General features: G+C 45.4%; 18 protein-coding genes and 1 tRNA gene. 14 read left to right on the top strand and 5 right to left on the bottom strand.

Going from position 1 to position 21,536, the window contains the following annotated elements:
• Positions 1 to 62: 62 nt before the first annotated feature.
• From ACPFYS_RS02155 to ACPFYS_RS02110, 10 genes are all read left to right on the top strand, one after another.
• Positions 63 to 1,763: a bifunctional shikimate kinase/3-dehydroquinate synthase gene (locus ACPFYS_RS02155; RefSeq protein WP_427877592.1), complete on the top strand. Its 1,701-nt coding sequence runs from the start codon at positions 63 to 65 to the stop codon at positions 1,761 to 1,763.
• Between the two features lie 19 nt (positions 1,764 to 1,782).
• On the top strand, positions 1,783 to 2,238 hold the full coding sequence (gene aroQ / locus ACPFYS_RS02150) for a type II 3-dehydroquinate dehydratase (protein ID WP_427877591.1): 456 nt from the start codon (positions 1,783 to 1,785) through the stop codon (positions 2,236 to 2,238).
• Positions 2,239 to 2,300: 62 nt separating this feature from the next.
• Complete coding sequence (locus ACPFYS_RS02145; RefSeq protein ID WP_427877389.1) at positions 2,301 to 3,983, top strand: CTP synthase; 1,683 nt, start codon at positions 2,301 to 2,303, stop codon at positions 3,981 to 3,983.
• Between the two features lie 258 nt (positions 3,984 to 4,241).
• On the top strand, positions 4,242 to 5,801 hold the full coding sequence (gene sufB / locus ACPFYS_RS02140) for a Fe-S cluster assembly protein SufB (RefSeq protein WP_427877387.1): 1,560 nt from the start codon (positions 4,242 to 4,244) through the stop codon (positions 5,799 to 5,801).
• The gene (gene sufD / locus ACPFYS_RS02135) at positions 5,801 to 7,048 is read left to right on the top strand and encodes a Fe-S cluster assembly protein SufD (RefSeq protein ID WP_427877385.1); all 1,248 of its coding nucleotides are present in this window, start codon (positions 5,801 to 5,803) and stop codon (positions 7,046 to 7,048) included. The genes sufB and sufD overlap by 1 nt, the downstream gene beginning before the upstream one ends.
• Positions 7,049 to 7,057: 9 nt before the next feature.
• Positions 7,058 to 7,834: a Fe-S cluster assembly ATPase SufC gene (gene sufC, locus ACPFYS_RS02130; protein ID WP_004110671.1), complete on the top strand. Its 777-nt coding sequence runs from the start codon at positions 7,058 to 7,060 to the stop codon at positions 7,832 to 7,834.
• Between the two features lie 114 nt (positions 7,835 to 7,948).
• Positions 7,949 to 9,280, top strand: a complete 1,332-nt coding sequence (locus tag ACPFYS_RS02125) for a SufS family cysteine desulfurase (protein ID WP_427877590.1) — start codon at positions 7,949 to 7,951, stop codon at positions 9,278 to 9,280.
• Positions 9,281 to 9,392: 112 nt separating this feature from the next.
• The gene (gene sufU / locus ACPFYS_RS02120) at positions 9,393 to 10,064 is read left to right on the top strand and encodes a Fe-S cluster assembly sulfur transfer protein SufU (protein ID WP_427877382.1); all 672 of its coding nucleotides are present in this window, start codon (positions 9,393 to 9,395) and stop codon (positions 10,062 to 10,064) included.
• A 32-nt stretch (positions 10,065 to 10,096) separates the two neighbouring features.
• On the top strand, positions 10,097 to 10,561 hold the full coding sequence (locus ACPFYS_RS02115) for a metal-sulfur cluster assembly factor (protein ID WP_427877380.1): 465 nt from the start codon (positions 10,097 to 10,099) through the stop codon (positions 10,559 to 10,561).
• A 59-nt stretch (positions 10,562 to 10,620) separates the two neighbouring features.
• Complete coding sequence (locus ACPFYS_RS02110; RefSeq protein WP_427877378.1) at positions 10,621 to 11,250, top strand: HAD family hydrolase; 630 nt, start codon at positions 10,621 to 10,623, stop codon at positions 11,248 to 11,250.
• 165 nt (positions 11,251 to 11,415) lie between these two features.
• Here the strand turns inward: ACPFYS_RS02110 and ACPFYS_RS02105 are convergent, their stop codons facing one another.
• From ACPFYS_RS02105 to ACPFYS_RS02095, 3 genes are all read right to left on the bottom strand, one after another.
• Positions 11,416 to 12,093 (bottom strand): DUF4125 family protein, encoded by a 678-nt coding sequence (locus ACPFYS_RS02105; RefSeq protein ID WP_427877376.1) that lies wholly within the window; start codon positions 12,091 to 12,093, stop codon positions 11,416 to 11,418.
• Positions 12,090 to 14,141 carry a DUF4037 domain-containing protein gene (locus ACPFYS_RS02100; RefSeq protein WP_427877374.1) on the bottom strand — a complete coding sequence of 684 codons (2,052 nt, stop codon included), beginning with the start codon at positions 14,139 to 14,141 and terminating at the stop codon, positions 12,090 to 12,092. Before ACPFYS_RS02100 ends, ACPFYS_RS02105 begins: the two co-directional genes overlap by 4 nt.
• Before the next feature lie 123 nt (positions 14,142 to 14,264).
• Positions 14,265 to 14,338 (bottom strand) — tRNA-Pro (locus tag ACPFYS_RS02095).
• 469 nt (positions 14,339 to 14,807) lie between these two features.
• Between ACPFYS_RS02095 and lysS the strand changes: the two genes are divergently transcribed.
• Both lysS and ACPFYS_RS02085 read left to right on the top strand, forming a co-directional pair.
• Positions 14,808 to 16,460, top strand: a complete 1,653-nt coding sequence (gene lysS / locus ACPFYS_RS02090; RefSeq protein ID WP_427877588.1) for a lysine--tRNA ligase — start codon at positions 14,808 to 14,810, stop codon at positions 16,458 to 16,460.
• A 373-nt stretch (positions 16,461 to 16,833) separates the two neighbouring features.
• Positions 16,834 to 17,574 (top strand): phosphoglyceromutase, encoded by a 741-nt coding sequence (locus ACPFYS_RS02085; protein WP_004112459.1) that lies wholly within the window; start codon positions 16,834 to 16,836, stop codon positions 17,572 to 17,574.
• Positions 17,575 to 17,726: 152 nt separating this feature from the next.
• On the opposite strand, the gene phoU is transcribed toward ACPFYS_RS02085, so the two are convergent.
• Positions 17,727 to 18,407, bottom strand: coding sequence for a phosphate signaling complex protein PhoU (gene phoU, locus ACPFYS_RS02080; protein ID WP_427877371.1), 681 nt, complete (start codon positions 18,405 to 18,407; stop codon positions 17,727 to 17,729).
• Positions 18,408 to 18,618: 211 nt separating this feature from the next.
• Between phoU and ACPFYS_RS02075 the strand changes: the two genes are divergently transcribed.
• Positions 18,619 to 19,938, top strand: coding sequence for a sensor histidine kinase (locus tag ACPFYS_RS02075; protein ID WP_427877369.1), 1,320 nt, complete (start codon positions 18,619 to 18,621; stop codon positions 19,936 to 19,938).
• 38 nt (positions 19,939 to 19,976) lie between these two features.
• Here ACPFYS_RS02075 and ACPFYS_RS02070 read toward each other — a convergent pair whose 3' ends face one another.
• Positions 19,977 to 20,231 (bottom strand): DUF2530 domain-containing protein, encoded by a 255-nt coding sequence (locus ACPFYS_RS02070; protein ID WP_427877367.1) that lies wholly within the window; start codon positions 20,229 to 20,231, stop codon positions 19,977 to 19,979.
• Positions 20,232 to 20,466: 235 nt separating this feature from the next.
• On the opposite strand from ACPFYS_RS02070, the gene ACPFYS_RS02065 reads away from it, so the two are divergent.
• On the top strand, positions 20,467 to 21,480 hold the full coding sequence (locus ACPFYS_RS02065; protein ID WP_427877365.1) for a CHAP domain-containing protein: 1,014 nt from the start codon (positions 20,467 to 20,469) through the stop codon (positions 21,478 to 21,480).
• Positions 21,481 to 21,536 lie beyond the last annotated feature (56 nt).

Raw genomic sequence — 21,536 nt, 5'->3', positions numbered from 1 at the left:
CGGAATGTGATATTTCGGAATGTAGTATCGCTAAATCTGGTCCTATAGCTGTAATTATTGGCATGCCTGCTGCTGGTAAAACTCGCGTAGGTAGTGAAACTGCAAAAATTATGCAAGTTCCTTTCGCTGATAGTGACGAAATTATTGAACAGACTATTGGTACGTCTATTTCAAACTATTTCAATAATCGAGGCCAAAAAGCATTTAGAGATATTGAAGCTAGAATTGTGCGCGCGCTTGTAGAAGGCGAGAGTTTTGTTGACGCGTTGCGTGGAACGGAATTTAGTTTTGAGAAAAGTGACGAAAATATTCAAAATTTTGATGTAAAAGGTGGAATACTTTCTTTGGGAGGCGGTGCTCCAATAAACGAAATCACAAAGAAAGTTTTACAAAATTACGCTAAGCGTGGCGGCTGCATAATTTACCTGCAAGTTTCTGAAGCAGAAGCAATAGAACGTATATCTTGGAACAATAATAGACCAATGTTACAGGGCAAAAATGGTGCCGAACGTTGGAATAAATTGTATGAGCAAAGAGATCCAATATTTAGATTATTAGCCAATAGTTACGTTCGAGTTCATGGTGCAACTCCGCATATGGCTGCTGAAAAAGTTAGGAGCATGATTATGCAACATATTGTGCATGTTACAGGAGAAGGTATAGAGCCGTATGATGTGCGAATTGGCGACGGAGTTATGCAGCTTTTGCCGCAAATTCTGGGTGAAAAGCCTGTTAGAGTGGCGTTAGTTCATACTCAACCAGTGCAGAGACACAGTGATAAAGCTAGAACTATTCTGCGTCAATCTGGATACGAAGTTTTCGACATGATAATTCCAGACGCGGAAGCTGGAAAAACTATTAAAGTTGCAAGCGGATTATGGGCAAATTTGGCAGAAGCTGGTTTTACTCGTTCCGACGCGATTGTTGGATTAGGTGGCGGCGCTGCAACAGATTCGGCTGGTTTTGTTGCCGCAACTTGGATGCGCGGTATTCGATATGTGAATTGTCCTACTTCGCTTTTAGCTATGGTTGATGCTTCTACAGGCGGAAAAACTGGTATTAATACTGATGCTGGCAAGAATCTGGTTGGTAGTTTTTACACTCCAGCGGGAGTCTTAGCTGACACTTCTACGCTTGCAACTCTTCCTAATGATATTTTGATTGAAGGCTTGGGAGAGGTTGCAAAATCTGGGTTTATACGCGATTGCGAAATATTAAAACTACTTAGTGACGCCCATAATGCTGAATTATTGCGTAAATTTAATGGAGATCTGTTAGAAAATTGTGAAGAGCTTCACAATCTGTTAGTAGAACTTATTGAGCGCACAGTTAGAGTAAAAGCGTATCACGTTTCTAATGACTTAAAAGAGCAGGGTTTGCGCGAGTTTTTGAATTACGGGCATACTTTAGGGCACGCGATTGAGCAGATTGAACATTTCCGTTGGCGTCATGGAAACGCGGTTGCTGTTGGAATGGTTTTTGCGGCTGAACTTGCGCAAATTTTGGGATATTTGGATGCTGAAGATGTTACGTACCATCGTTCGCTTTTGAAATCTCTCGGATTGCCAATATCTTGGAACGGCGGTGGGGATTGTGAAAGTGCGTTTGAGCGTGTTCTTAATCTTATGCATCGAGACAAAAAAGCGCGCGGAAATATGTTACGTTTTGTAATTTTGGATGGTATTTCTAATCCTATTCATCTCGATAATCCGCCTATTGAAGCAGTTCAGGAAGCTTTTAGACGAGTTTATAAGCAAAATTAATCAATATTTAGAGGCAATAATGGAAAATCAGCAAACAAAAAAAGTTCTTGTAGTAAACGGGCCGAATTTAGGTCGTTTAGGCGTGCGTCAACCAGACGTATACGGTAGCGAAAATTTTGAAACTTTGCGCGAGTATTGCGAAAAATGGGGTGCGGAACTTGGGCTTAAAGTAGAAGTGCGGCAAAGCGACGACGAAGCACAAATGGTTCACTGGATGCACGAAGCAGCTGATACATGTACGCCTGTTGTTATGAATCCTGCTGCTTTCACACACTACAGTTATGCGCTTGCGGATGCGGCTCATATGGTTTTGGACGCTGGAGTGCCGTTAATGGAAGTGCATATTTCTAATCCTGCTGCGCGTGACTCTTTTCGTCGAATAAGCGTGATTAGCCCTGTTGCAACCGGCACTATTACAGGCATGGGATTGTATGGTTACAAGCTTGCTTTGGAAGCCGTTTCGCATCTTGTTTGATTTTGTTCGATTTTTTGCGAATCAACACCCAGCGTCGAGGCTCGAAGATACTATGGAGTTCCATGGTTAGAAGACAACATGGTAACTCTCAGGAGCATATTACAAAGCATATTTTTGTCACTGGTGGCGTAGTTTCGTCCCTCGGAAAAGGCCTTACAGCATCATCTTTAGGCCGACTTTTACGCAGTCGCGGATTGCATGTATTACAACAAAAACTCGATCCTTATATCAACGTTGACCCGGGTACAATGAACCCATTCCAGCATGGTGAAGTCTATGTTACGGAAGATGGAGCAGAAACAGATCTCGATATTGGTCATTACGAGCGATTCCTAGATGTTTTCTTAAGCCAGAAAGCGAATGTAACTACAGGTCAGATTTATCAGTCTGTGCTTCGTAAGGAGCGTGCTGGCGAATATTTGGGTCAGTGCGTGCAGGTTATTCCGCATATTACTGGCGAAATTAAGTCGCGTATGCGCGCGCAAGCTTCCGACGATGTTGACGTGATTATTACGGAAATCGGCGGTACGGTTGGCGATATTGAATCCCAGCCATTTTTGGAGGCTGCTCGCGAAGTTCGTCGCGATTTAGGTCCTGAAAACTGCATGTTTGTGCACGTTTCTTTGGTACCTTATATTGCTGCAGCTCATGAATTGAAAACTAAGCCAACTCAACATTCTGTGATGATGCTTCGTCAGCTCGGCATTTCTCCAGACGCGCTTGTTTTGCGTTCGGATCGTCCGCTTAATCAAGGAATTAAAGATAAGATTTCGCTTATGTGCGATGTTGATGCTGAAGGCGTTGTGAATTGCGTTGACGCTCCAAGCATTTACGATGTGCCGAAGATTTTGTTCAACGAGGGCTTGGATGCTTACGTTGTGCGTGAGCTTGAGCTTCCATTCCACGATGTTGATTGGAACGAGTGGGAAGATTTGCTTGAGCGCGTGCATCATCCAAAGCATGAGCTAAACATTGCAATCGTTGGAAAGTATATTGATTTGCCGGATGCGTACCTTTCCGTTACCGAGGCTATTAAGGCTGGCGGTTTTGCAAACTGGGCTAAGGTGAACGTGCGCTGGGTTGCTGCTGACAAGTGCGAAACTCAAGAAGGTGCGGCCGCGGCTCTTGATCAAATGGACGGAATGGTTATTCCAGGCGGCTTCGGCATTCGCGGTATTGAAGGTAAGATCGGCGCTTTGCGTTACGCTCGCGAGCACGGTTTGCCAACTTTGGGCTTGTGCCTTGGTTTGCAGTCCGTGGTTATTGAATACGCTCGTCACGTACTTGGACTTGAGGATGCTAATTCCACTGAGTTTGAGAAGGATTGTGGCGATCCAGTAATCGCGACTATGGAAGAGCAGAAGGATATTGTGGCCGGTAAGGGAGATATGGGTCACACAATGCGACTCGGCTCTTATCCTGCAACTCTTGAAGAAGGCTCAATTGTTGCTGAGCTTTACGGCACTACGCACGTTACCGAGCGTCACCGTCATCGTTACGAAGTGAACGTGGCGTATAAGGATCGTTTGCGTGAAGCCGGCTTGCGTATTAGCGGCCAAAGCCCAGATGGTAATTTGACTGAGTTTGTGGAGCTTCCAAAGAGCGTTCACCCATTCTACGTGGCAACTCAAGCTCATCCAGAGTTTAAGTCTCGTCCAACTAAGCCTCATCCACTATTTGCTGGATTAGTTGCGGCAGCTTTGGAACATCAAGAAGCTGCTCAAAACAGCAAGGCAGATAAGTAAGTCTTAAGCATGTAAAAACAGGCGGTAAAACTTAGGATCCTTAAGTTTTACCGCTTTTTGTTTTATTAGATTGTGAGTAATATTACGTTTTGCGCGTAACACAGCTATACCAAGAAATCGCATTACGCGGTACCCTTGAATAGGTAAATAATTTGAGTACATAGAACGCGAAAGTAACGCTTGGGGGAGCAGCTTTTACGGATTGATTCGTATAACGATGCCGTACGATTCGTTATACATGGAGGTGTCAGAGGCGTTATGAGCGATACTAGCAATATTAGTAATGCTGGTGTTACTGGCGATACAAGCGTTACAGCAAGTGATACTAATAATTCAGCAAAAAATAAAGCTGCAGACGTTGAAATGAGCCAGTATGTGGCAGATCGCGCTCGAGTAAACGAAGAGAAAATACGTCAAGACGAGCAGATTGTTGCTGAATTCGGCGATTACAATTACGGCTGGCACGATTCGGATGCTGCAGGCGAGGCTGCAAAAAAAGGTATTGACGAGTCGGTTGTTCGCGCAATTTCCGCTGACAAGCACGAGCCGGAATGGATGCTAAATCTTCGTTTGCAAGGCTATCGTGCGTTTTTACAAAAGCCGATGCCTGATTGGGGTGTGGATTTAAGCGGTTTTGATGCAGACGATTTTAAATATTACGTGCGTCCTGTTCACGATCAAGCGAAAACTTGGGATGATCTGCCAGAAGATATTCGCAAAACTTACGATCGCTTAGGCATTCCGGAAGCTGAGAAAAAGCGCTTAGTTTCAGGCGTTGCAGCACAGTACGAGTCGGAAGTTATTTACAATTCGATTCGTGAAGATTTAGCAGCTCAAGGCGTGATTTTTGTTGATACGGATACAGCAGTGCAAAAGTATCCGGAGCTTGTAAAAAAGTATTTTGCAACTGTTATTCCAGTTGACGACAACAAGTTTGCGGCTCTTAACACAGCAGCTTGGAGTGGCGGTTCGTTCGTTTACGTTCCAAAAGGCGTGCATGTGGATATTCCGCTTCAGGCTTACTTTAGAATTAATACGCCGAACATGGGTCAGTTTGAGCGCACGTTGATTATTGCAGATGAAGGCTCTTACGTGCATTACGTTGAAGGTTGCACTGCTCCTATTTATTCCACGGATTCGCTTCACGCTGCAAATGTTGAAATTGTTGTGGAAAAACATGCGCGCGTGCGATACACAACCGTTCAAAACTGGTCGAATAACGTGTATAACTTGGTAACTCAGCGAGCTTACGTGCGCGAAGGTGGCACAATGGAGTGGGTTGACGGCAATATTGGCTCCAAAGCTACTATGAAGTATCCTGCTTGTATTCTCGCCGAACCGTATGCAAAAGCGGAGACTATGTCTTTGAGCTTTGCTGGCCGCGGTCAGTATCAAGATACGGGTGCGAAGATGATTCATTTGGCTCCGCATACGAGTTCCACGATTGTTGCTAAGTCGATTTCGCGCGGCGGTGGGCGTTCTGCTTACCGTGGTCTTGTGAAGATTATTAAAGGCGCTAAAGGCTCGAGTTCGTCTGTTGTGTGCGATGCTTTGCTTGTTGACGATTTTTCCAGGTCGGATACTTATCCGCATGTTGACGTGCGTGAAGACGACGTTTCGATGGCTCACGAGGCCACTGTTTCCAAGGTTTCCGAAGATCAGCTTTTCTATTTGATGAGCCGTGGGCTTGAAGAAAAAGAGGCTATGGGCATGATTGTTCGCGGCTTCGTAGAGCCGATTAGTCGTGAGTTGCCAATGGAGTACGCGCTTGAGCTTAATCGCTTAGTTGAGTTGCAAATGGAAGGATCCGTGGGCTGATGAGCGAAGATTTAAAAGAGAATTTAGGCAATAAAATGACGGAAAAAGAAATTACTATTCCTGTAGCTGACCCTAATGATCCTTACGCGGTTCCTGCCGCAATGCCTTCTAGCGCCGATAAATCCGTGCGCTCGTTCAACGTGGAAGATTTTGCGATTCCTACGCGTAAGCAGGAAGATTGGCGATACACTCCAGTTGAGCGAATTTCAGAGTTTTTCGAGTGTTTTGAACCATCTAATAGTATGCAAGTAACGCTTGAAGGCGTTGGTGGAGCTGCGTTGGATGATTCTTACGTTGGAAGCGACGGTTCTGTAAGTTTGCAGGTAAAGCCGCAAAATGAGGCTCCTCATACCGATATGAAGCCGTCTGATCGCGTGGCTGCAGTGGCGTGGAATGTGGCAAAATCCGCATACGTGCTTCACGTATCTGGCGAAATCAAAAAGCCAATCGTGCTGAAAATTCAGGGTAATAATGCGCGTATGCTTGACGCACTGCACTTAGTAATTGAAGCAGACTCTCGCTCGAACGCGGATATTATTATCGAACATACTGGTTGCGCAAAACTTGCTGAAGGTGTGGAAATAATCCTCGGAAAGCATGCGCACGTTTCTACTACCTTTATTCAAGAGTGGGATTCAGGCAGCAAACACGTTGGAAATCAGCGTATTCACGTGGGTGAGGGAGCTTCACTTCGTCACACAATGGTCACTCTTGGTGGAGATGTTGTGCGCATTCGCATGGATCAAGATTTTGGTGGCGAACAGGGTGATTTGAACATGCTCGGCATGTATTTTGTGGATCCGGGCGAGCATGTTGAGCATCGCACGATGGTTGTGCATAATTATCCGGAATGCAAGTCCAGAGTAGTGTACAAGGGTGCCTTGGAAGGTAAGGGCGCGCATTCGACTTGGGTTGGAAACGCGCTTATTAAGCCGGAAGCTCCTGGCACGGATTCATATGAGTTGAATCGTAATTTAGTGCTCACTCCTGGAGCAATAGCTGATTCTGAGCCGAATTTGGAAATTGAAAACGGCAATATTATTGGTGCCGGTCACGCAAGTTCAGTCGGTAGATTTGACGACGAAGAGCTTTTCTACTTGCAAGCGCGCGGAATTAGTGAGATTGAGGCCAGAAAGCTTGTTGTGCGCGGATTCTTTAACGAGCTTATTGAAGAAATTGGCGTTCCGGAAATTGTTGATCACTTAATGAAGGTTATTGAGCGCCGTCTTGCAAGAACGGAAGAATAGGAGAAAAACATGTCAACTTTGGAAATTAAGGATTTGTACGCTTCTGTAGAAACAAAAGAAGGACGCAAGCAAATCTTAAAAGGCGTAAATCTTACAGTTAATTCTGGCGAAACTCACGCAATCATGGGTCCTAACGGATCTGGAAAGTCTACTCTCGCCTACACTTTGGCAGGACACCCAAAGTATGAAGTTGATTCCGGTCAAGTTCTACTCGACGGCGAAGATATTTTGAAAATGACTCCTGACGAGCGCGCAAAAGCGGGATTATTCCTCGCAATGCAGTACCCGGTAGAGGTACCAGGCGTATCTATGACGAACTTCCTTCGCACTGCAAAAACTGAAGTCGAAGGCAAAGCTCCATCTTTAAGAAGCTGGGTGAAAGAACTTAGCGAGGCTATGAAAAAGCTTCGAATGGATCCGAAATTTGCGTCGCGTTCTGTAAACGAAGGATTCTCTGGCGGCGAAAAGAAGCGCGCGGAAGTTTTGCAATTAGAGCTTTTGAAGCCGAAGTTTGCAATTTTGGACGAAACTGATTCCGGACTCGACGTTGACGCTCTTCGAATCGTGTCGGAAGGTGTGAATCGCGCCAAAGAAAACACCGGTTTGGGCATTATGATGGTCACGCATTACACGCGAATTCTAAAGTATATTAAGCCGGATATCGTGCACGTCTTTGCGCAAGGTCACTTTGTAAAGACTGCAGGACCGGAGCTTGCGGATGAGCTGGAAGAAGAAGGCTACGACAAGTATTTGCCGGAAGGCGCAACCGAGTCGGCACTGGCGTAAGCGCGGTTCAAGTACAGTTTAATCTATCTGTATATTTGTAAGAATAGCGTAAAAATAGCGTAAAAATAGCGGTTTAATATGACTACAGTGACTACAGTGACTACAGAAAATATTATGCGAGAATTTAGCGATTTGCGCTCGCAGTTTCCGATTTTAAGTCGAACGGTTCACGGCACTTCGCTTCACGATACTGTGCACGGAAAACCCTTGATTTACTTGGATTCTGCAGCAACTTCACAAAAGCCGCAGGTTGTAATCGACGCCGAAAAAGAGTTTTACGAAACAATTAACGCTGGTGTGCACAGGGGAGCGCACGAGTTGGCTGCACTTTCGACGGTTGCGTTTGAACAAGCGCGTGCGAAAGTTGCGCGGCTTGTTGGAGCGTGTGCAGATGCTGGCAGCGAGGAAATTGTTGTTACTCCGGGAGCTACAGGCGCGCTTAATCTTCTCGCAACTGCTATTGGTAACGCTAGTGCTAAGGCAAGAATCTGCAAAAAAGACAGTTCTGATTTAGCTGATTTTCGCAAAAATTTCGCTCTTCGCGAAGGTGACGTAATAGTCGTATCTCGCGCGGATCACCATTCTGTTTTGCTTCCATTCCAAGAGCTGGCTCTTCGCACGGGGGCTGAGCTTCGTTGGATTGATGTAACAGAAGATGGTCGCGTGCGCACGGACGCGAATTATTTGCGAACGATTATTGACGAGCGCACGAAAATCGTTGCAGTTACGCATATTAGTAACGTTACTGGCGCTATTACCGATGTTTCGCCGATTTGCAAGCGTGCTCATGAAGTCGGCGCAATTTTTGTGCTCGACGCATGCCAGTCAGTGCCGCATATTCCGGTTGATTTCCACGCGTTAAACGTTGATTTTGCAGCCTTTAGTGCGCATAAAATGTACGGTCCTACGGGAGTTGGATTCTTGTATGGTCGCCGTGAGCTTTTGAACGCGCTTCCGCCGGCTAATTTTGGCGGTTCAATGGTGGAGCTTGCATGGCTTAACAAGCCGGCGCAATACATGGATGTGCCTTATCGTTTTGAGGCTGGAACTCAACCGGTTGCGCAAATGGTTGCGGCTGGAGTTGCTGCTGATTGGTTGCGAGAGCTTGGCATGAGCCGAGTGGCAGAGCATGAGCAGGAAATTGCTGCAGAATTGCTAAAATTACAGGATGTTCCAGGCGTGCGCGTTTTGGGGCCGACTGATTTGAGCCAGCGAATTGGCACAGTTGCTTTTGAAGTTGAGGGCGTGCATCCGCACGACGTTGGACAGTTTTTGGACGCGCAGGGCATTGCGATTCGCGTCGGGCACCATTGTGCTCAGCCGATTCACCGTCATTTTGGCGTGTATGCTTCGAACCGCGCTTCTGTTGGAGTTTACAATACAGTTGACGAGGCTCGCGCGCTTGTTGAAGCAGTCTCACACGTTCGCGACTACTTTGGCGCATAATATTGTTAGCGAGCGAGTTGGAGAGTTAACTAAGCGAGTTGGAGAGTTAACTAAGCGAGTTGGAGAGTTAACTAAGCGAGTTGGAGAGTTAACGAGTAGGTAAGGAGAGCGTATGTTTGATATGAGTTTTGGCGCAGGTGCAAGTGCAGGTTTTGGTGCAGATGCAGGCGACGGATTAGAAAGCATGTATCAAGAAGTGATTTTGGATGCTGCACGAAATCCGCATGGCAAAACTCATTTCGAAAGTACGGACGCGCTCGCACAAGCGGAACTGCAGGAAGAAACTCAAGAATCTGTCGAAAATACAGAATCTGCAAAAAATACAGAATCTGCAGAAATCACCTTAAATAATGCTCACGAAAGTTGCACTGTTTCAGCTGGCGAAAACTCTGCTTTAGGTCAATCGCACCAATTCAATCCAACTTGCGGCGACGAAGTCACAATGCGTGTGGAGCTTTCACGTGGCGAAAATAATGACGAAACCCCAATAGTATCAAGTATTAAGTGGGATGGTCACGGCTGCTCGATTTCTCAAGCGAGCCTTTCAATGATGGTTGATTTAGTTGAAGGAAAGTCGGTTGACGAAGCGTTGCGATTAGACGCGCTTTTCCACAAACTTATGGAATCTCGCGGCGCAGGTTTTGAAAACGAAGAAGACGAAGATTCGCTTGAAGATGCAATGGTTTTGCAAGGCGTATCGCGCTATCCAATGCGAATTAAGTGCGCGCTTTTGGCGTGGGAAGGATTAAAAGACAGCATTGCAAAGGCTATGCAAGAACTATAAAATCTTTATGTAACGTAAAAGCAAGGAATATTATGGCAGAAAATCAATCGGCATCTGAGGTGACGCAGTCTGCACTTTTAAGTGCGAACGACATTGGTAGAGTTACCGAAGAGGATATTAAGGACGCACTCCACGACGTAGTGGATCCGGAATTAGGTATTGACGTGGTTGATTTAGGGCTGGTTTACGGTATTGAAATTGATGAGCTTGGCCGCGCGATCATTACAATGACGCTTACCACGCCTGCATGTCCGTTAACTGAATTGATTGAGGATGAGTGTGCGAATGCGCTCGCCGGTTTGGTGGAAGAGTTTCGTATTGACTGGACGTGGAAGCCGCGCTGGAGCGTTGAAAATATTAATGAAGACGGTCGCGCCCAACTTGAGGCGCTTGGTTACAATCTCAGCAGTTTGCAAGCGAGTTTTGCAACAGGAATGTATGGTTCTGGTGTATCTGAGGAAGATTTGATTAGCGCTGGTATTCCGCCAACTGCGTGAGTATTTGGTTGTGTTGTGGTTGGTTGTTTTGAGAGCAATGTGATGCACAAGTGGGCGATATGAGTGCTGAAATAAAAGCAGTTACTGCACGTGATATTTGCGATATAAATAATATCTGCAGTATTTCTGGAGAAGTTTTGCACGGGATCACTGACGTTGTTTTCGACTTGCATCTGCTTGTTGATTGGGATGCGCGACGCACATTGGCTGAGGATTACCCGGATTTTATTGGGGAAGTGCTGTTTAGTTTCGAGCCGGAATGGGGATTTGAGTTTCACGAGTCTTTGCGTGAGGCTGGGTGGAGTTGCGGTCAGGTTTTAGATTCGTTCGATGAGCATCACGGGCCTGCAGTTACGTGGCTGTATCGCTTGTATTTTGAGCGTTTCGAGCGCGGTTTTGCAGGCGAGCGCGCGGATACTTCGGCTGTTGCGCGCGAGTTGATTGCGAGCGGCGTGCGCGTGTGGGCGTTGGGTAATGCTTCTAGCGATTGGCTTTGCTGCGCTCGCAAAACTTGCCCAATACTCGGCGAGCTTAACGGCGTTTGTGTATCTTACGAATCGCATTTGCGCAAACCCGACGTAATGCTTTATCGCACGTTTTTGCAACAAGCTGGTCTTTCGGATACCTCCACGCTTTTTCTCGAAGGTGACTCTCGCGCCGCTTCTGCAGCGTCGCTGCTCTATTCTTAAGCTGTATTCTTAATCTGCGTGAGTGTCTCATTCTGCTTGTTTTGGGACACTGGCGCAGATTGCGCTCTGCGTGCGTGTCTGAAAATCAGCGTAATGAGACACTCGTGCAGTAACTAATCTGCGAGAGTGTCTGAAAATCAGCGTAATGAGACACTCGTGCAGCGCTCAAGCACTTTGTTGCGCGCATTCTGCCGCTTCGAGCGAATCGTAGCCATACATGCGCACAGTATTCGCAATAATCATTTGCGTAAGATTTAGATTTTCCGCGCGCAAGTTATCTACAAAACGCTGGTATTTAGCGAAAGTTGCGTCAGAATACGTGCTTAATTCTCCTCGCAAATACGTTTCAAAAGACGTATTTTCTGCTGTATCTTCGCTAGTTTTAAGCACGCGCATTGCAAAACCTAAATGAGGGTAGCGCTCGCGAAAATCCGCAGCCCACTCAACTTGCGTTAAAATAATCTGCTCCTGAGCGCTTTTTCTAGGCTCCAAAATCGGCTTAATATAAGGTTTAATCGTGCGCTCAAAAATTTCCGGCACAGTCGACTCCATCATTCGCGCATACTTTTCCGTAATCAAATTGCCGCCATCGCTATTCGCGCGCTCAAGATCCTGTTTATAAGACTTCTGCAAATCGAGCGGCCAAGCCAAAAACTGACTCATGCGCATAATGCGGAAAGTTGGCCAGTTTCCTTGGCAATTCGCGCGTCCTCCTTCGTTTTGCGTAAGTTGGAACTGATCCCATTCGAGTTTAGTGATTTCTTCCGCAAGATTTTGCGCTTTTGGATTTTGCGCTTTCTGAAGATTTTGCGCTTCCAGATTTGTTGATGAATCGCACATCATAAGCTCCTCAAACATGCTGCGTGCGAGTGAATATGTGCTTCAACGTACGGCCTCTGCCATTCCAAAAAGGTTTCTCCACAATCGCTTAAACCTTGATATTGCAACTCTCGCACAATATCTTCGCAAATACTGTCAATTATTTGCGTAACTTGCTTTTGTGCAAGTCCAGCTCCTTTTCCGCCTTCGCCAAATCCGTCTCCACCGGAACCGTCGCCGCCAAAGCATGCAGCGGAAGAAAGTCGCATTAACGACTCAAGTTTGCCGCATACTTTCGGAAGCCTAGATGCCATGCGATTGCTTAGCTTGCGCAGCGCAGCAAACTGCCACTTGTAGTAAGGCAAATATCCTGCACTTATTGGGTTATTGAGCAGAAACACGATTGAAGCGGTTGCGCGCACGAATTCGTTTATAGAAAGCCACGCTGCGGATGCGTCTTTGCGCGCAATCATGCGTGGGAAATTGTATTGGCCTGCTTGCGAAATCATGCCGAGTCTTCTGGAGATTAGTGAGATTCGCACGTCGTCTGGCATGAGTTTGAAACTTTGGCGCGTTTTTGAGAACTCTCCAATAGGATCCGCGAAAATTTTGCCATTCGTTGCTGCTGCAAGCGTTGACTCGCTTAGTGATAGCCATAAGTGCGGCTCGTTTTGGCTTGGGGCAGTAGGGAAGCCGGTTAGATTTTCGAAAAATTCGCTTATGCGAAATACTCCGACTCGCTTGCTGCTTTCGCATGATTTGGCGCGCGGCGTTTCGTTGCGAGATTCAAAACCGGCGTATTTTCGCGGAAGTGCGTCGTAAGCGTCTTGCAAATCCGCACCAATTTCCGCGTAATCTTCGTCGGTGAGCCACAAGCAGAAGCCTGGTCCAAAATCGTGGTCGCGCGAAATCTCGTCGTCAAAACCGTAACATTCCGATCCGTGGCCAACTAATCCTGCTGCAATGCGATTTTTATATTTCGCGAATTTTGGCTGATCAAGTAATGGCTTTCCGTAAGTTTGCCAATATGATTGCGATAATTGCATGCCGGTTTTTATATGTTGGCTTGCTATGTTTTGTGTTGTTATGTGTTGGTTTTCTGTTTGTTGGCTTTCTGATTCTTGAATTTTTGTAGATATTTTTGTAGATAGTTCTCTATTTTCTTCTGTATTTTTTACTGAAGGCACTTTTTCGGATATTTTCGTAACTTTTTCTGCTAACTTACGCGTCTGCCGCAAATTTTCCTCCGTAATCGCGTAAGATTCGCTATCTTTTCCGTAGCATTCTGCAATCAAATCAAGCGCCTTACTATAACTTTCCGCCGCCTGAGCGTACTCGCCGCGTGCGCACTGAACCTGCGCAAAACCTGCCAAAGCAGAAGCGTAGTGCGGCTGATTTTCGTTATTTCCAGCGACGTACATGCGAACGCTGGTCGAAGCGTGCTTAAAAGCGGATTCGAGAGTTGCAGATTTGCTGTTCGTGCTTTCGCTAGGCTGCGAGCACTTTTGTTGGCACTCCTGCAGCATCGCAAGCGCAAGATTTGTGTGCGTAGCGGCAATATCAATATCGCGTTCAGGATCCGTGCTTGTATTCTGCAAAATCTCAAGCGCCTGGTTAAGCTCCTCAATTGCATCATGCGTGCGACCGGTTTCGCTGTAAAGCATCGAAAGATTGTTGTGAAGTGCGGCGAGCTTACGATTTTTTGCGCCGAGAGTTTCGGCGGATTCGTTAAGAGCCTGAGTGTAAATTTTTTCGGCGCGATCGTAGCTGCCGGCCGCGCGAAGGCTTGTGGCGGCGTTAATTAGCGTGGTCGTGCCGGCTTCGGTGCCATCTAGTTGCATTTCGTTTGTAAGATTTAGAGCGTGATTGATAATTGGTTTGTTTTTTGCGTATTCTCCTCGAGATCTATAAAATCCCATCAACTCGTTTAAAACAGATAGTTGCAATGCTTTAAGTGTTTCTTCTTGCGATTGGTTTAGCGCATTTAGCAGGTATTTTTCGATTTCTTGCGCGCTCGCGTGGCTCGCAAACATTTCGTCAAGCTCGCTATAAAATTGCGTCGCGTTCTGCATCAAAGCCCCCTTGCTATTGCGCTCGTTCAATCAATCGACTTCAACTTTACAGTCTTATAACGAAAAATTTTGCAGAAGTAGCATAAGCGAAATAATCGGCGTAATTGCGCCAAAAACCAAAAGTCGGGCTGGCGGGATTTGAACCCGCGGCCTCTTCGTCCCGAACGAAGCGCGCTACCAAACTGCGCTACAGCCCGATGTCGATTGTGCGAACGCAATAGAGATTGCACATCGTGAATTCATCTTACGAATACATGATGCAACTACATGCTGTAATTGCGCATGCAACACTCCGACAACGTGGTTATAATATCGTGAACTTGCTACAAATTAACAGTGTGTGTCGTTGTCAAATAAATTCTTTTAAAATTTTATTAAAAATTCACTTGTATTCTTTTGCAGTTGCATGGTCTCCGCAATATTTGCAAAATGATGTAACTTTTCGTAAATAATTTTGTATATCTTAATAAAATAATAAAAATTTTTACTAAAAATGCATTTTTCTTCCGAAAACAGAAAAATATAAATATTTCAAGAAAAACGCGCGTTTGTTGCGAAAATGGTCGTACGAATCAAGCTAATAACGCAATGACACGTGTTCAAAACGCTTACATCTGTATTACCTACTGGCTACAATAAGCGTTTATGACTGACACCAATACTGCAATGTCTGCCGCGCAAAATGCCGCAGAAAACGAAGCAACAGATACCGTCAATGAAATTGACACTGTTGAGCATGCCGAAATGCTACTCGCTCAAGACGAGGCAATCGCCAAACGTGTAAACGAAGGTGCAACTCTTGACGAGGCAATCGACCCAAGTAATAAAGAGTTTGGTCCGCAGGCTCATCCGGAGCAGGTACAGATGCGCGTTGCTAAGCGCGCGATGATGCTTAAGGAAGGCGTGCAGCCTTATCCTGTGCACCTTAACGTTACGGATACTATTGAGCAGGTGCGTGCTGATTTCGACGGCAAACTTGAAGCAGGCGAAGAAACCGATACCGAAGTTGGTATTGCAGGTCGCGTGCTTTTCTTGCGTAACGCTGGCGGCTTGTGCTTCGTTAAGCTTTCTGCCGGTGATGGTACTACGATTCAGGCGATGGTTTCCAAGAAGGAAATTGGCGAAGAATCCATTAAGAATTTCAAGCAGATGGTTGATTTGGGCGACCATTTGTATGTTCGTGGTCGTGTGATTTCTTCCAAGACCGGCGAGCTTTCCGTATTTGCAACCGAGTGGGCGATTGCAGCTAAAGCATTGCAGCCGCTTCCAGCTTTGCACAAGGAATTAAGCGACGATACTCGTACGCGCAAACCTTATATTGGCATGATTGCGGACGAGAAGATTCGCGATATGGTTCGCAGGCGTTCTCACGCTGTGGCTTCTCTTCGTCGCACTTTCGACAGCCACGACTTCTTGGAAGTTGAAACCCCAATGTTGCAAACGGTTCACGGCGGTGCTGCAGCTCGTCCGTTCACGACTCACATGAACGCTTTCGACATTGACCTTTATTTGCGCATTGCTCCGGAGCTTTTCTTGAAGCGTTGCTTGGTTGGTGGCATCGATCGCGTATTTGAAATCAACCGCGATTTTAGAAACGAAGGCGTGGACGCAACTCACGCTCCAGAGTTTACAATGCTCGAAGCTTACCAGGCTTACGGCACTTACGATACGATTGGCGCTCTTACTAAGGAGCTGATTCAGAAGGCTGCTATCGACGCTTTCGGCTCTACCAAGGTGACTTTGCTCAACGGCGAAGAGTACGATTTTGGCGGCGAATGGAAGCAGATTACCATGTACGGCTCGCTTTCTGAGGCTTTGGGTGAGGAGATTACTCCAGAAACTTCCGTTGAGCATTTGGGCGCGATTGCAGACAAGCTTGGCGTTGAGCGCGACGACGTGGAGAATCACGGCAAGTTGGTTGAGCACTTGTGGGAGCACTTCTACGAGGATAAGCTTTACGAGCCAACGTTTGTGCGCGACTTCCCAGTGGAGACTAGTCCGCTTGTTAAGGGTCACCGCACTAAGCCTGGAATGGTTGAGAAGTGGGATTTGTACGTGCGCGGCTTTGAGCTTGCAACCGGCTACTCTGAGCTTAACGATCCTGTTGTGCAGCGCGAGCGCTTTGTGGCTCAGGCTAAGGATGCTTTGGCTGGAGACGTTGAGGCAATGGATATTGACGAGGACTTCATTGAGGCTCTCGGCGTCGGTATGCCTCCTGCTGGCGGCATGGGAATGGGTATTGATCGCTTGCTGATCGCTCTTACGGGCGCAACCATTCGCGAGACGATTACCTTCCCACTCGTGAAGCCTCTTCGCTAGTTGATAATTTTTAGTAGATAAAGCCGTTGGATGTTATTTAAACATTCAGCGGCTTTTTGTATGTGATGAGTTTGTTGCGCAGCACTCCAAACGTGAGAGCATCATCTCGCTTTTGGAGCTGATTCGGTTGTTTACTGCTCCAAACGTGAGAGAGTTGTCTCGTGTTTGGAGGGTTTGTTTCCGTAATACGCTCCATTTGCGAGAGAACTGTCTCGTGTTTGGAGGGTTATTGTCTGTGTTTTGCTCCAAACGTGAGAGAGTTGTCTCGTGTTTGGAGGGTTTGTTTCCGTAATACGCTCCATTTGTGAGAGAACTGTCTCGTGTTTGGAGGGTTTGAGCCTGTCGTCGTAAGGCGTTAATAGACTGGGTAATTATGACATACAAATTAGTATTGCTCCGACATGGTCAGAGCGCATGGAATAAGACCAATCAGTTTACTGGTTGGGTTGATGTACCGCTGACTGAGCAGGGTGTCGAGGAAGCTAAGCATGGTGGCGAGCTTCTTAAAGAGAAGAACGTTCTTCCAGACATCGTGTTCACTTCTTTGCTTCGTCGCGCTATCAACACCGCGAATTACGCGCTTGATGCCGCCGATCGCCTTTGGATTCCAGTTCGTCGTAGCTGGCGTTTGAACGAGCGTCATTATGGTGCTTTGCAAGGCAAGAACAAGTCTGAGATTCGTCAGGAATATGGCGATGAGAAGTTCATGATTTGGCGTCGTTCTTACGCAACTCCACCTCCTGAGATTGATCCAAACGATGAGTATTCTCAGACAAATGATCCTCGTTACGCAGGCGATCCAGTTCCAGAAACTGAGGCTTTGGCAAACGTTGTGACTCGTGTAACTCCTTACTGGGAATCGGATATTATTCCAGAGCTTAAGTCCGGCAAGACTGTGATGATTGCGGCTCACGGCAACAGCTTGCGCGCAATCGTTAAGATGCTTGACAACTTGAGCGAGGAAGAGATTTCCAAGGTGAATATTCCAACTGCTATTCCTCTGCTTTACGAGTTGGATGAGAACTTCAAGCCAATCAAGCCTCGCGGTGAGTATTTGGATCCAGAAGCTGCTGCTGCCGGCGCTGCCGCTGTTGCTGCTCAGGGTCAGAAGTGAGACTGATTAGCTGGCTTTGGTTAGCTTAATTTGGTTTTAAAAATAAAAGTAGGTCTGCAATTGATTTGCAGGCCTACTTTTTTATCTTCATGCGCGCTTTAACTGAGCTTAAAACTGCACAGCGCGCTACCGGCACTGCCGTATTAAGTGCATTAAGCCACAACCGTATCTTTATCTGGTTCTGGCTTCTTTGATGGATCGAATCCCGAAACTATAAACACAATTTGTCTTGAAACGGCAACGCAATGGTCTCCAATTCGCTCAATAAAACGACTAAGCAGAATCACGTCGATTAGCTGCCTGCGCGTACCTTCCCAATTTTCGCCTTCTACTAGTTCAAAAATTTTTTCGTGCAGTTTATCAAGCGCGTCATCTCCAGCAATAATAGTTTCCGCCATTTGCACGTCGCGATTCACAACCATGCTGGTTAGTCGCTCTGAAAGTACGTGTAAGAAGTTGATCATTTCCACAATAGTTTCACGTGCTTCTTGCGGTATTGCAGAATCTGGCCACGTACGTCTTGCAATTTGTGCTACGTGACTTGTTAAGTCTCCCATACGTTCGAAAGTTGCGGCTAAGCGCATAGTGGCTACGACTTCTCTCAAATCCGTTGCTACAGGATTTTGACGAGCGAGTAGCGTCAAGCATTGATCGATAGTGCTTGCTTCTAAAGCGTCTAAATTCGCATCACCGTCTATAACAGTTTGAGCAGCGTCCAAATCGGCGTTTACTAACGCGTCGCCGGCATCGTTCATAGATTTTGCTACAAGTTGTGCCATGCGTTCGAGGTTTGTAGCTACGGCCTTCATTTCTTCGTTGAAAATCACTCGCATGGTTAGTCCTTTCTTCGATTTGCGCTACTTTGGCAAATGTTCGGCAAAATTTTGCGGATATCGTTAAATACCCACATATATTATAAACTATGCCGTGCTGTTAGATGAGTTATTAGATGAGTTATTATCTATCTGCTTATTTATTCTTTGCGCGTTTATTTAAGCGATGGCAAGAATAGCAATATGAACAGAAATATGAGAATATTATATTATGCCTATTGATTCTTCCGCATTAGTTTTTGTAGCGTTTGCTGCTCTGGCTTTGTGTGTGCTTATTGGGCTTTTTGTTTTGATGTCTGATTATATTGCTGGTATTTTCCGTTGGATTTTTCGCAAATTTTCTAAGTTCGCTGAAAATCTAACAAAGTTTAGTAATTTACTAGGTTTTTCGTTTACTAAGCGAAATAAATTGTTGGATGATGACAGTGTTGCAGAAGACTTGAGTTCTGATGCTCAATCTGTTCTTGCTATGTTACGTTCTGCAACGATTGTTGTTGATTCTGATGACGAGGTTATTCGTGCAAGTTCGGAAGCTTATACTTTTGGTGTTGTACTTGATGATGCTATTGTGCAGCCTCGTGTTCTTGAAGCTATACGTTTCGTGCGTGAAAAAGGTGGAAGTGAACGTTTTTCGCTTATTACTTCTACTCCAACGAGATATATTACGGTTAAAGAAGATTTTCCTGTTTCTTCAGAAGATTTAAAAAGTTCTTCGTATGTTTTAGATGATTCGAAAACTTCTACGGTTACTAGACCGAATTGGCTTACTGTTACTGTTGGTTGTGTTGGCAGTGGAATAGTTGTTGTGATTCTTGAAGATACAAGTGCAGCACAACGTTTTGCGCAAACGCGCGATGATTTTATTACTAACGTTTCTGAGCAGCTTATGAGTTCCACACGCACTATTTGCAATCTTACGAAAGTTTTGCAGAACGAACACGTTACAGAAGAAAAAGTTAAGGAAGTTGCTAAAGTTACTGGTAAATCTTCCGAGCGTCTCGAGCATATGCTGGAAGATCTACTGCTTTTGATGCGTGCACAAGATCCTATAGATGAGGATCGTGCTGACGTAGTTTGTGTTTCCGATGAGTTGTTTAAAGTAAAGGAACAAGTTGCTGACTTGGCTGTTTCCTGCTCTGTGAGAATAAATATGAAAGTTGATTCTTCTTTGCGAGTACGTGGCTCTGCAGAACAGATACGCGCAGCTGTGAGAAAACTTGTTGAAAATGCTTTAGTTTATTCACGTCCCGATAGTGTTGTTTCGATTTCTGCTTCGGAATCAGCCGATTGCTTGTATGCAGTTATAAGAGTAGTAGATAGAGGTGTTGGTATTGCTATAGAAGATCAGCCTCGAGTTTTTGAAAGATTCTATCGTTCTGATAATCAAAATAATCGCAGCGACAATGGCGTGGGATTGGGTTTGGCAATTGCTAAGCATGTTGCGTTAGCTCATCATGGAAGCATTACATTGTGGAGTAGACCTGGTAATGGAACTACAGTAAGTTTTGCAATACCGTTGTGTAAAGATTAAGTATTTGAATTAAGTATTTGATAATTACGTCTAAATAATTACTTTCCGAGGCGACGGTAGTCCCAGCGATCGAAGTGTTCCCAAATAAGCATTAGCAAGCCAATAATAAATCCAAAAACGCAAACTATAACAGCCATCCATGGTACAAGATTTAGCAGCTTTAAAATGAATACAACAACAGTTGCTATTAGCCATACAAAAGTACCCATAAAAAATGCTTTAAACAAGTCTACGCGGAGCGGTTTAGGTGCTTCTTTACGCGCATCTGGATTAATTATGGGTGCAAACTTCATACAACTAACCATACAACGTGCAGTGACTTAGTGTCGAGTTTTAGTAATTCATATTGATTAATTCTTTAATACTTAAGTAAGTTAGCGTGTCGTTTCTATCCGCGCCACGTTGTAAACTTTCGAATTGTTGACAGCAAGTATGCTGATTTATTCATTTACTTGTGTGTTAATTTTCGTAGCGCAGTAATGCAAATACGAGATTATAGCTGAAACATACTGTAGGAGTAGTTCTTATATGAGACATGCCGCACATGGTGCAAAGAAAGCAGCAGGGCGCGTTGATTCGCCTTTGTCGCTTTTTTCTGCTGCGCGCGGAACTCATGGTGCTGCTCATGGTTTGCGCTCTAAGCAGCATCTGCTTGGGCTTGCTACTAGCAATGGTGCTGTAGTTGAGTTAAGTGAAGATGTTGCTCGTCGTATAGATGAGGTTATTCCTCGTACTCGTCGTGAGATTCGTCTTGAGCGTCTTGCTGCAGAGCGTCGAAATCGTTTAATTGTTTCTACTTCTCTGATTGCTGCTTTTGGTGCTGTTGCTGCGTCAATGTCTTTAGCTAAGACAAATAGTTCTGATTTGCGTGTTGATGGAGCACATTCGACTTTATCTACGCTTTCTTACGATGTTAATACTGCTCCTGCTTCGCGTTCTACTCAGCGCGAGAGCATTGAAGAGTCTTTGCGAGATATTGATAATGCTGTTTCGGCAATGGATCCGAATTCTTCTAATACGGTTTCTACTGTTTCGCCAGTTAGTACTAAATGGGATTTTGGTTCAAATTCAGGTTTTGATTTAGCTCAGCTTTCTCGTTCTAATGCGAATAATCCTCTTGTAGCTGATTTAATGGATTTGGATGCTAATATTCTTCCTAAAGGATTTAACCCGAATCATGGTACGGGCGATATAGGCAATGCTTATTCCTTCAGCCAGTGCACCTGGTGGGTTTATATCCGTCGTCATCAGCTTGGTTTGCCAGTTGGATCTCATTTTGGTAATGGTGGTTCCTGGGCTAACAGCGCACGTCAGCTTGGTTATTGGGTTGATCGTACTCCGCGTCACGTTGGCGATATTATGGTGTTTGCTCCAGGTCAGTTTGGTTCTGATCGTACTTGTGGACATGTTGCTGTTGTTGAAAAGATTAATCCTGATGGCTCTATTGAGACTTCAGAATGTGGTGCTATTTTTGCTGGAAAACCATTCTCACGTACTTTCTCAGCAAGCCAGGCTGCTTCATTACAGTTTATTCACTATTAATATTTGATAATATTTAAAAGCAGCATAAAGCGACTAGCTTTTTATTATTTCTTATT

The organism is Gardnerella sp. 2492 (assembly GCF_050320365.1).
In the GTDB taxonomy this organism is placed as follows: Bacteria; Actinomycetota; Actinomycetes; order Actinomycetales; family Bifidobacteriaceae; genus Bifidobacterium.
This window is presented reverse-complemented; position numbering and strand designations above follow the sequence as displayed.

What these genes read in the sequence shown, in the direction of transcription:
- ACPFYS_RS02155 (WP_427877592.1), top strand. Translation starts at nt 63, where the DNA reads ATGCCTGCTGCTGGTAAAACTCGCGTAGGTAGTGAAACTGCAAAAATT.
- aroQ (WP_427877591.1), top strand. Translation starts at nt 1,783, where the DNA reads ATGGAAAATCAGCAAACAAAAAAAGTTCTTGTAGTAAACGGGCCGAAT.
- ACPFYS_RS02145 (WP_427877389.1), top strand. Translation starts at nt 2,301, where the DNA reads ATGGTTAGAAGACAACATGGTAACTCTCAGGAGCATATTACAAAGCAT.
- sufB (WP_427877387.1), top strand. Translation starts at nt 4,242, where the DNA reads ATGAGCGATACTAGCAATATTAGTAATGCTGGTGTTACTGGCGATACA.
- sufD (WP_427877385.1), top strand. Translation starts at nt 5,801, where the DNA reads ATGAGCGAAGATTTAAAAGAGAATTTAGGCAATAAAATGACGGAAAAA.
- sufC (WP_004110671.1), top strand. Translation starts at nt 7,058, where the DNA reads ATGTCAACTTTGGAAATTAAGGATTTGTACGCTTCTGTAGAAACAAAA.
- ACPFYS_RS02125 (WP_427877590.1), top strand. Translation starts at nt 7,949, where the DNA reads ATGCGAGAATTTAGCGATTTGCGCTCGCAGTTTCCGATTTTAAGTCGA.
- sufU (WP_427877382.1), top strand. Translation starts at nt 9,393, where the DNA reads ATGTTTGATATGAGTTTTGGCGCAGGTGCAAGTGCAGGTTTTGGTGCA.
- ACPFYS_RS02115 (WP_427877380.1), top strand. Translation starts at nt 10,097, where the DNA reads ATGGCAGAAAATCAATCGGCATCTGAGGTGACGCAGTCTGCACTTTTA.
- ACPFYS_RS02110 (WP_427877378.1), top strand. Translation starts at nt 10,621, where the DNA reads ATGAGTGCTGAAATAAAAGCAGTTACTGCACGTGATATTTGCGATATA.
- ACPFYS_RS02105 (WP_427877376.1), bottom strand. Translation starts at nt 12,093, where the DNA reads ATGATGTGCGATTCATCAACAAATCTGGAAGCGCAAAATCTTCAGAAA.
- ACPFYS_RS02100 (WP_427877374.1), bottom strand. Translation starts at nt 14,141, where the DNA reads ATGCAGAACGCGACGCAATTTTATAGCGAGCTTGACGAAATGTTTGCG.
- lysS (WP_427877588.1), top strand. Translation starts at nt 14,808, where the DNA reads ATGTCTGCCGCGCAAAATGCCGCAGAAAACGAAGCAACAGATACCGTC.
- ACPFYS_RS02085 (WP_004112459.1), top strand. Translation starts at nt 16,834, where the DNA reads ATGACATACAAATTAGTATTGCTCCGACATGGTCAGAGCGCATGGAAT.
- phoU (WP_427877371.1), bottom strand. Translation starts at nt 18,407, where the DNA reads ATGCGAGTGATTTTCAACGAAGAAATGAAGGCCGTAGCTACAAACCTC.
- ACPFYS_RS02075 (WP_427877369.1), top strand. Translation starts at nt 18,619, where the DNA reads ATGCCTATTGATTCTTCCGCATTAGTTTTTGTAGCGTTTGCTGCTCTG.
- ACPFYS_RS02070 (WP_427877367.1), bottom strand. Translation starts at nt 20,231, where the DNA reads ATGAAGTTTGCACCCATAATTAATCCAGATGCGCGTAAAGAAGCACCT.
- ACPFYS_RS02065 (WP_427877365.1), top strand. Translation starts at nt 20,467, where the DNA reads ATGAGACATGCCGCACATGGTGCAAAGAAAGCAGCAGGGCGCGTTGAT.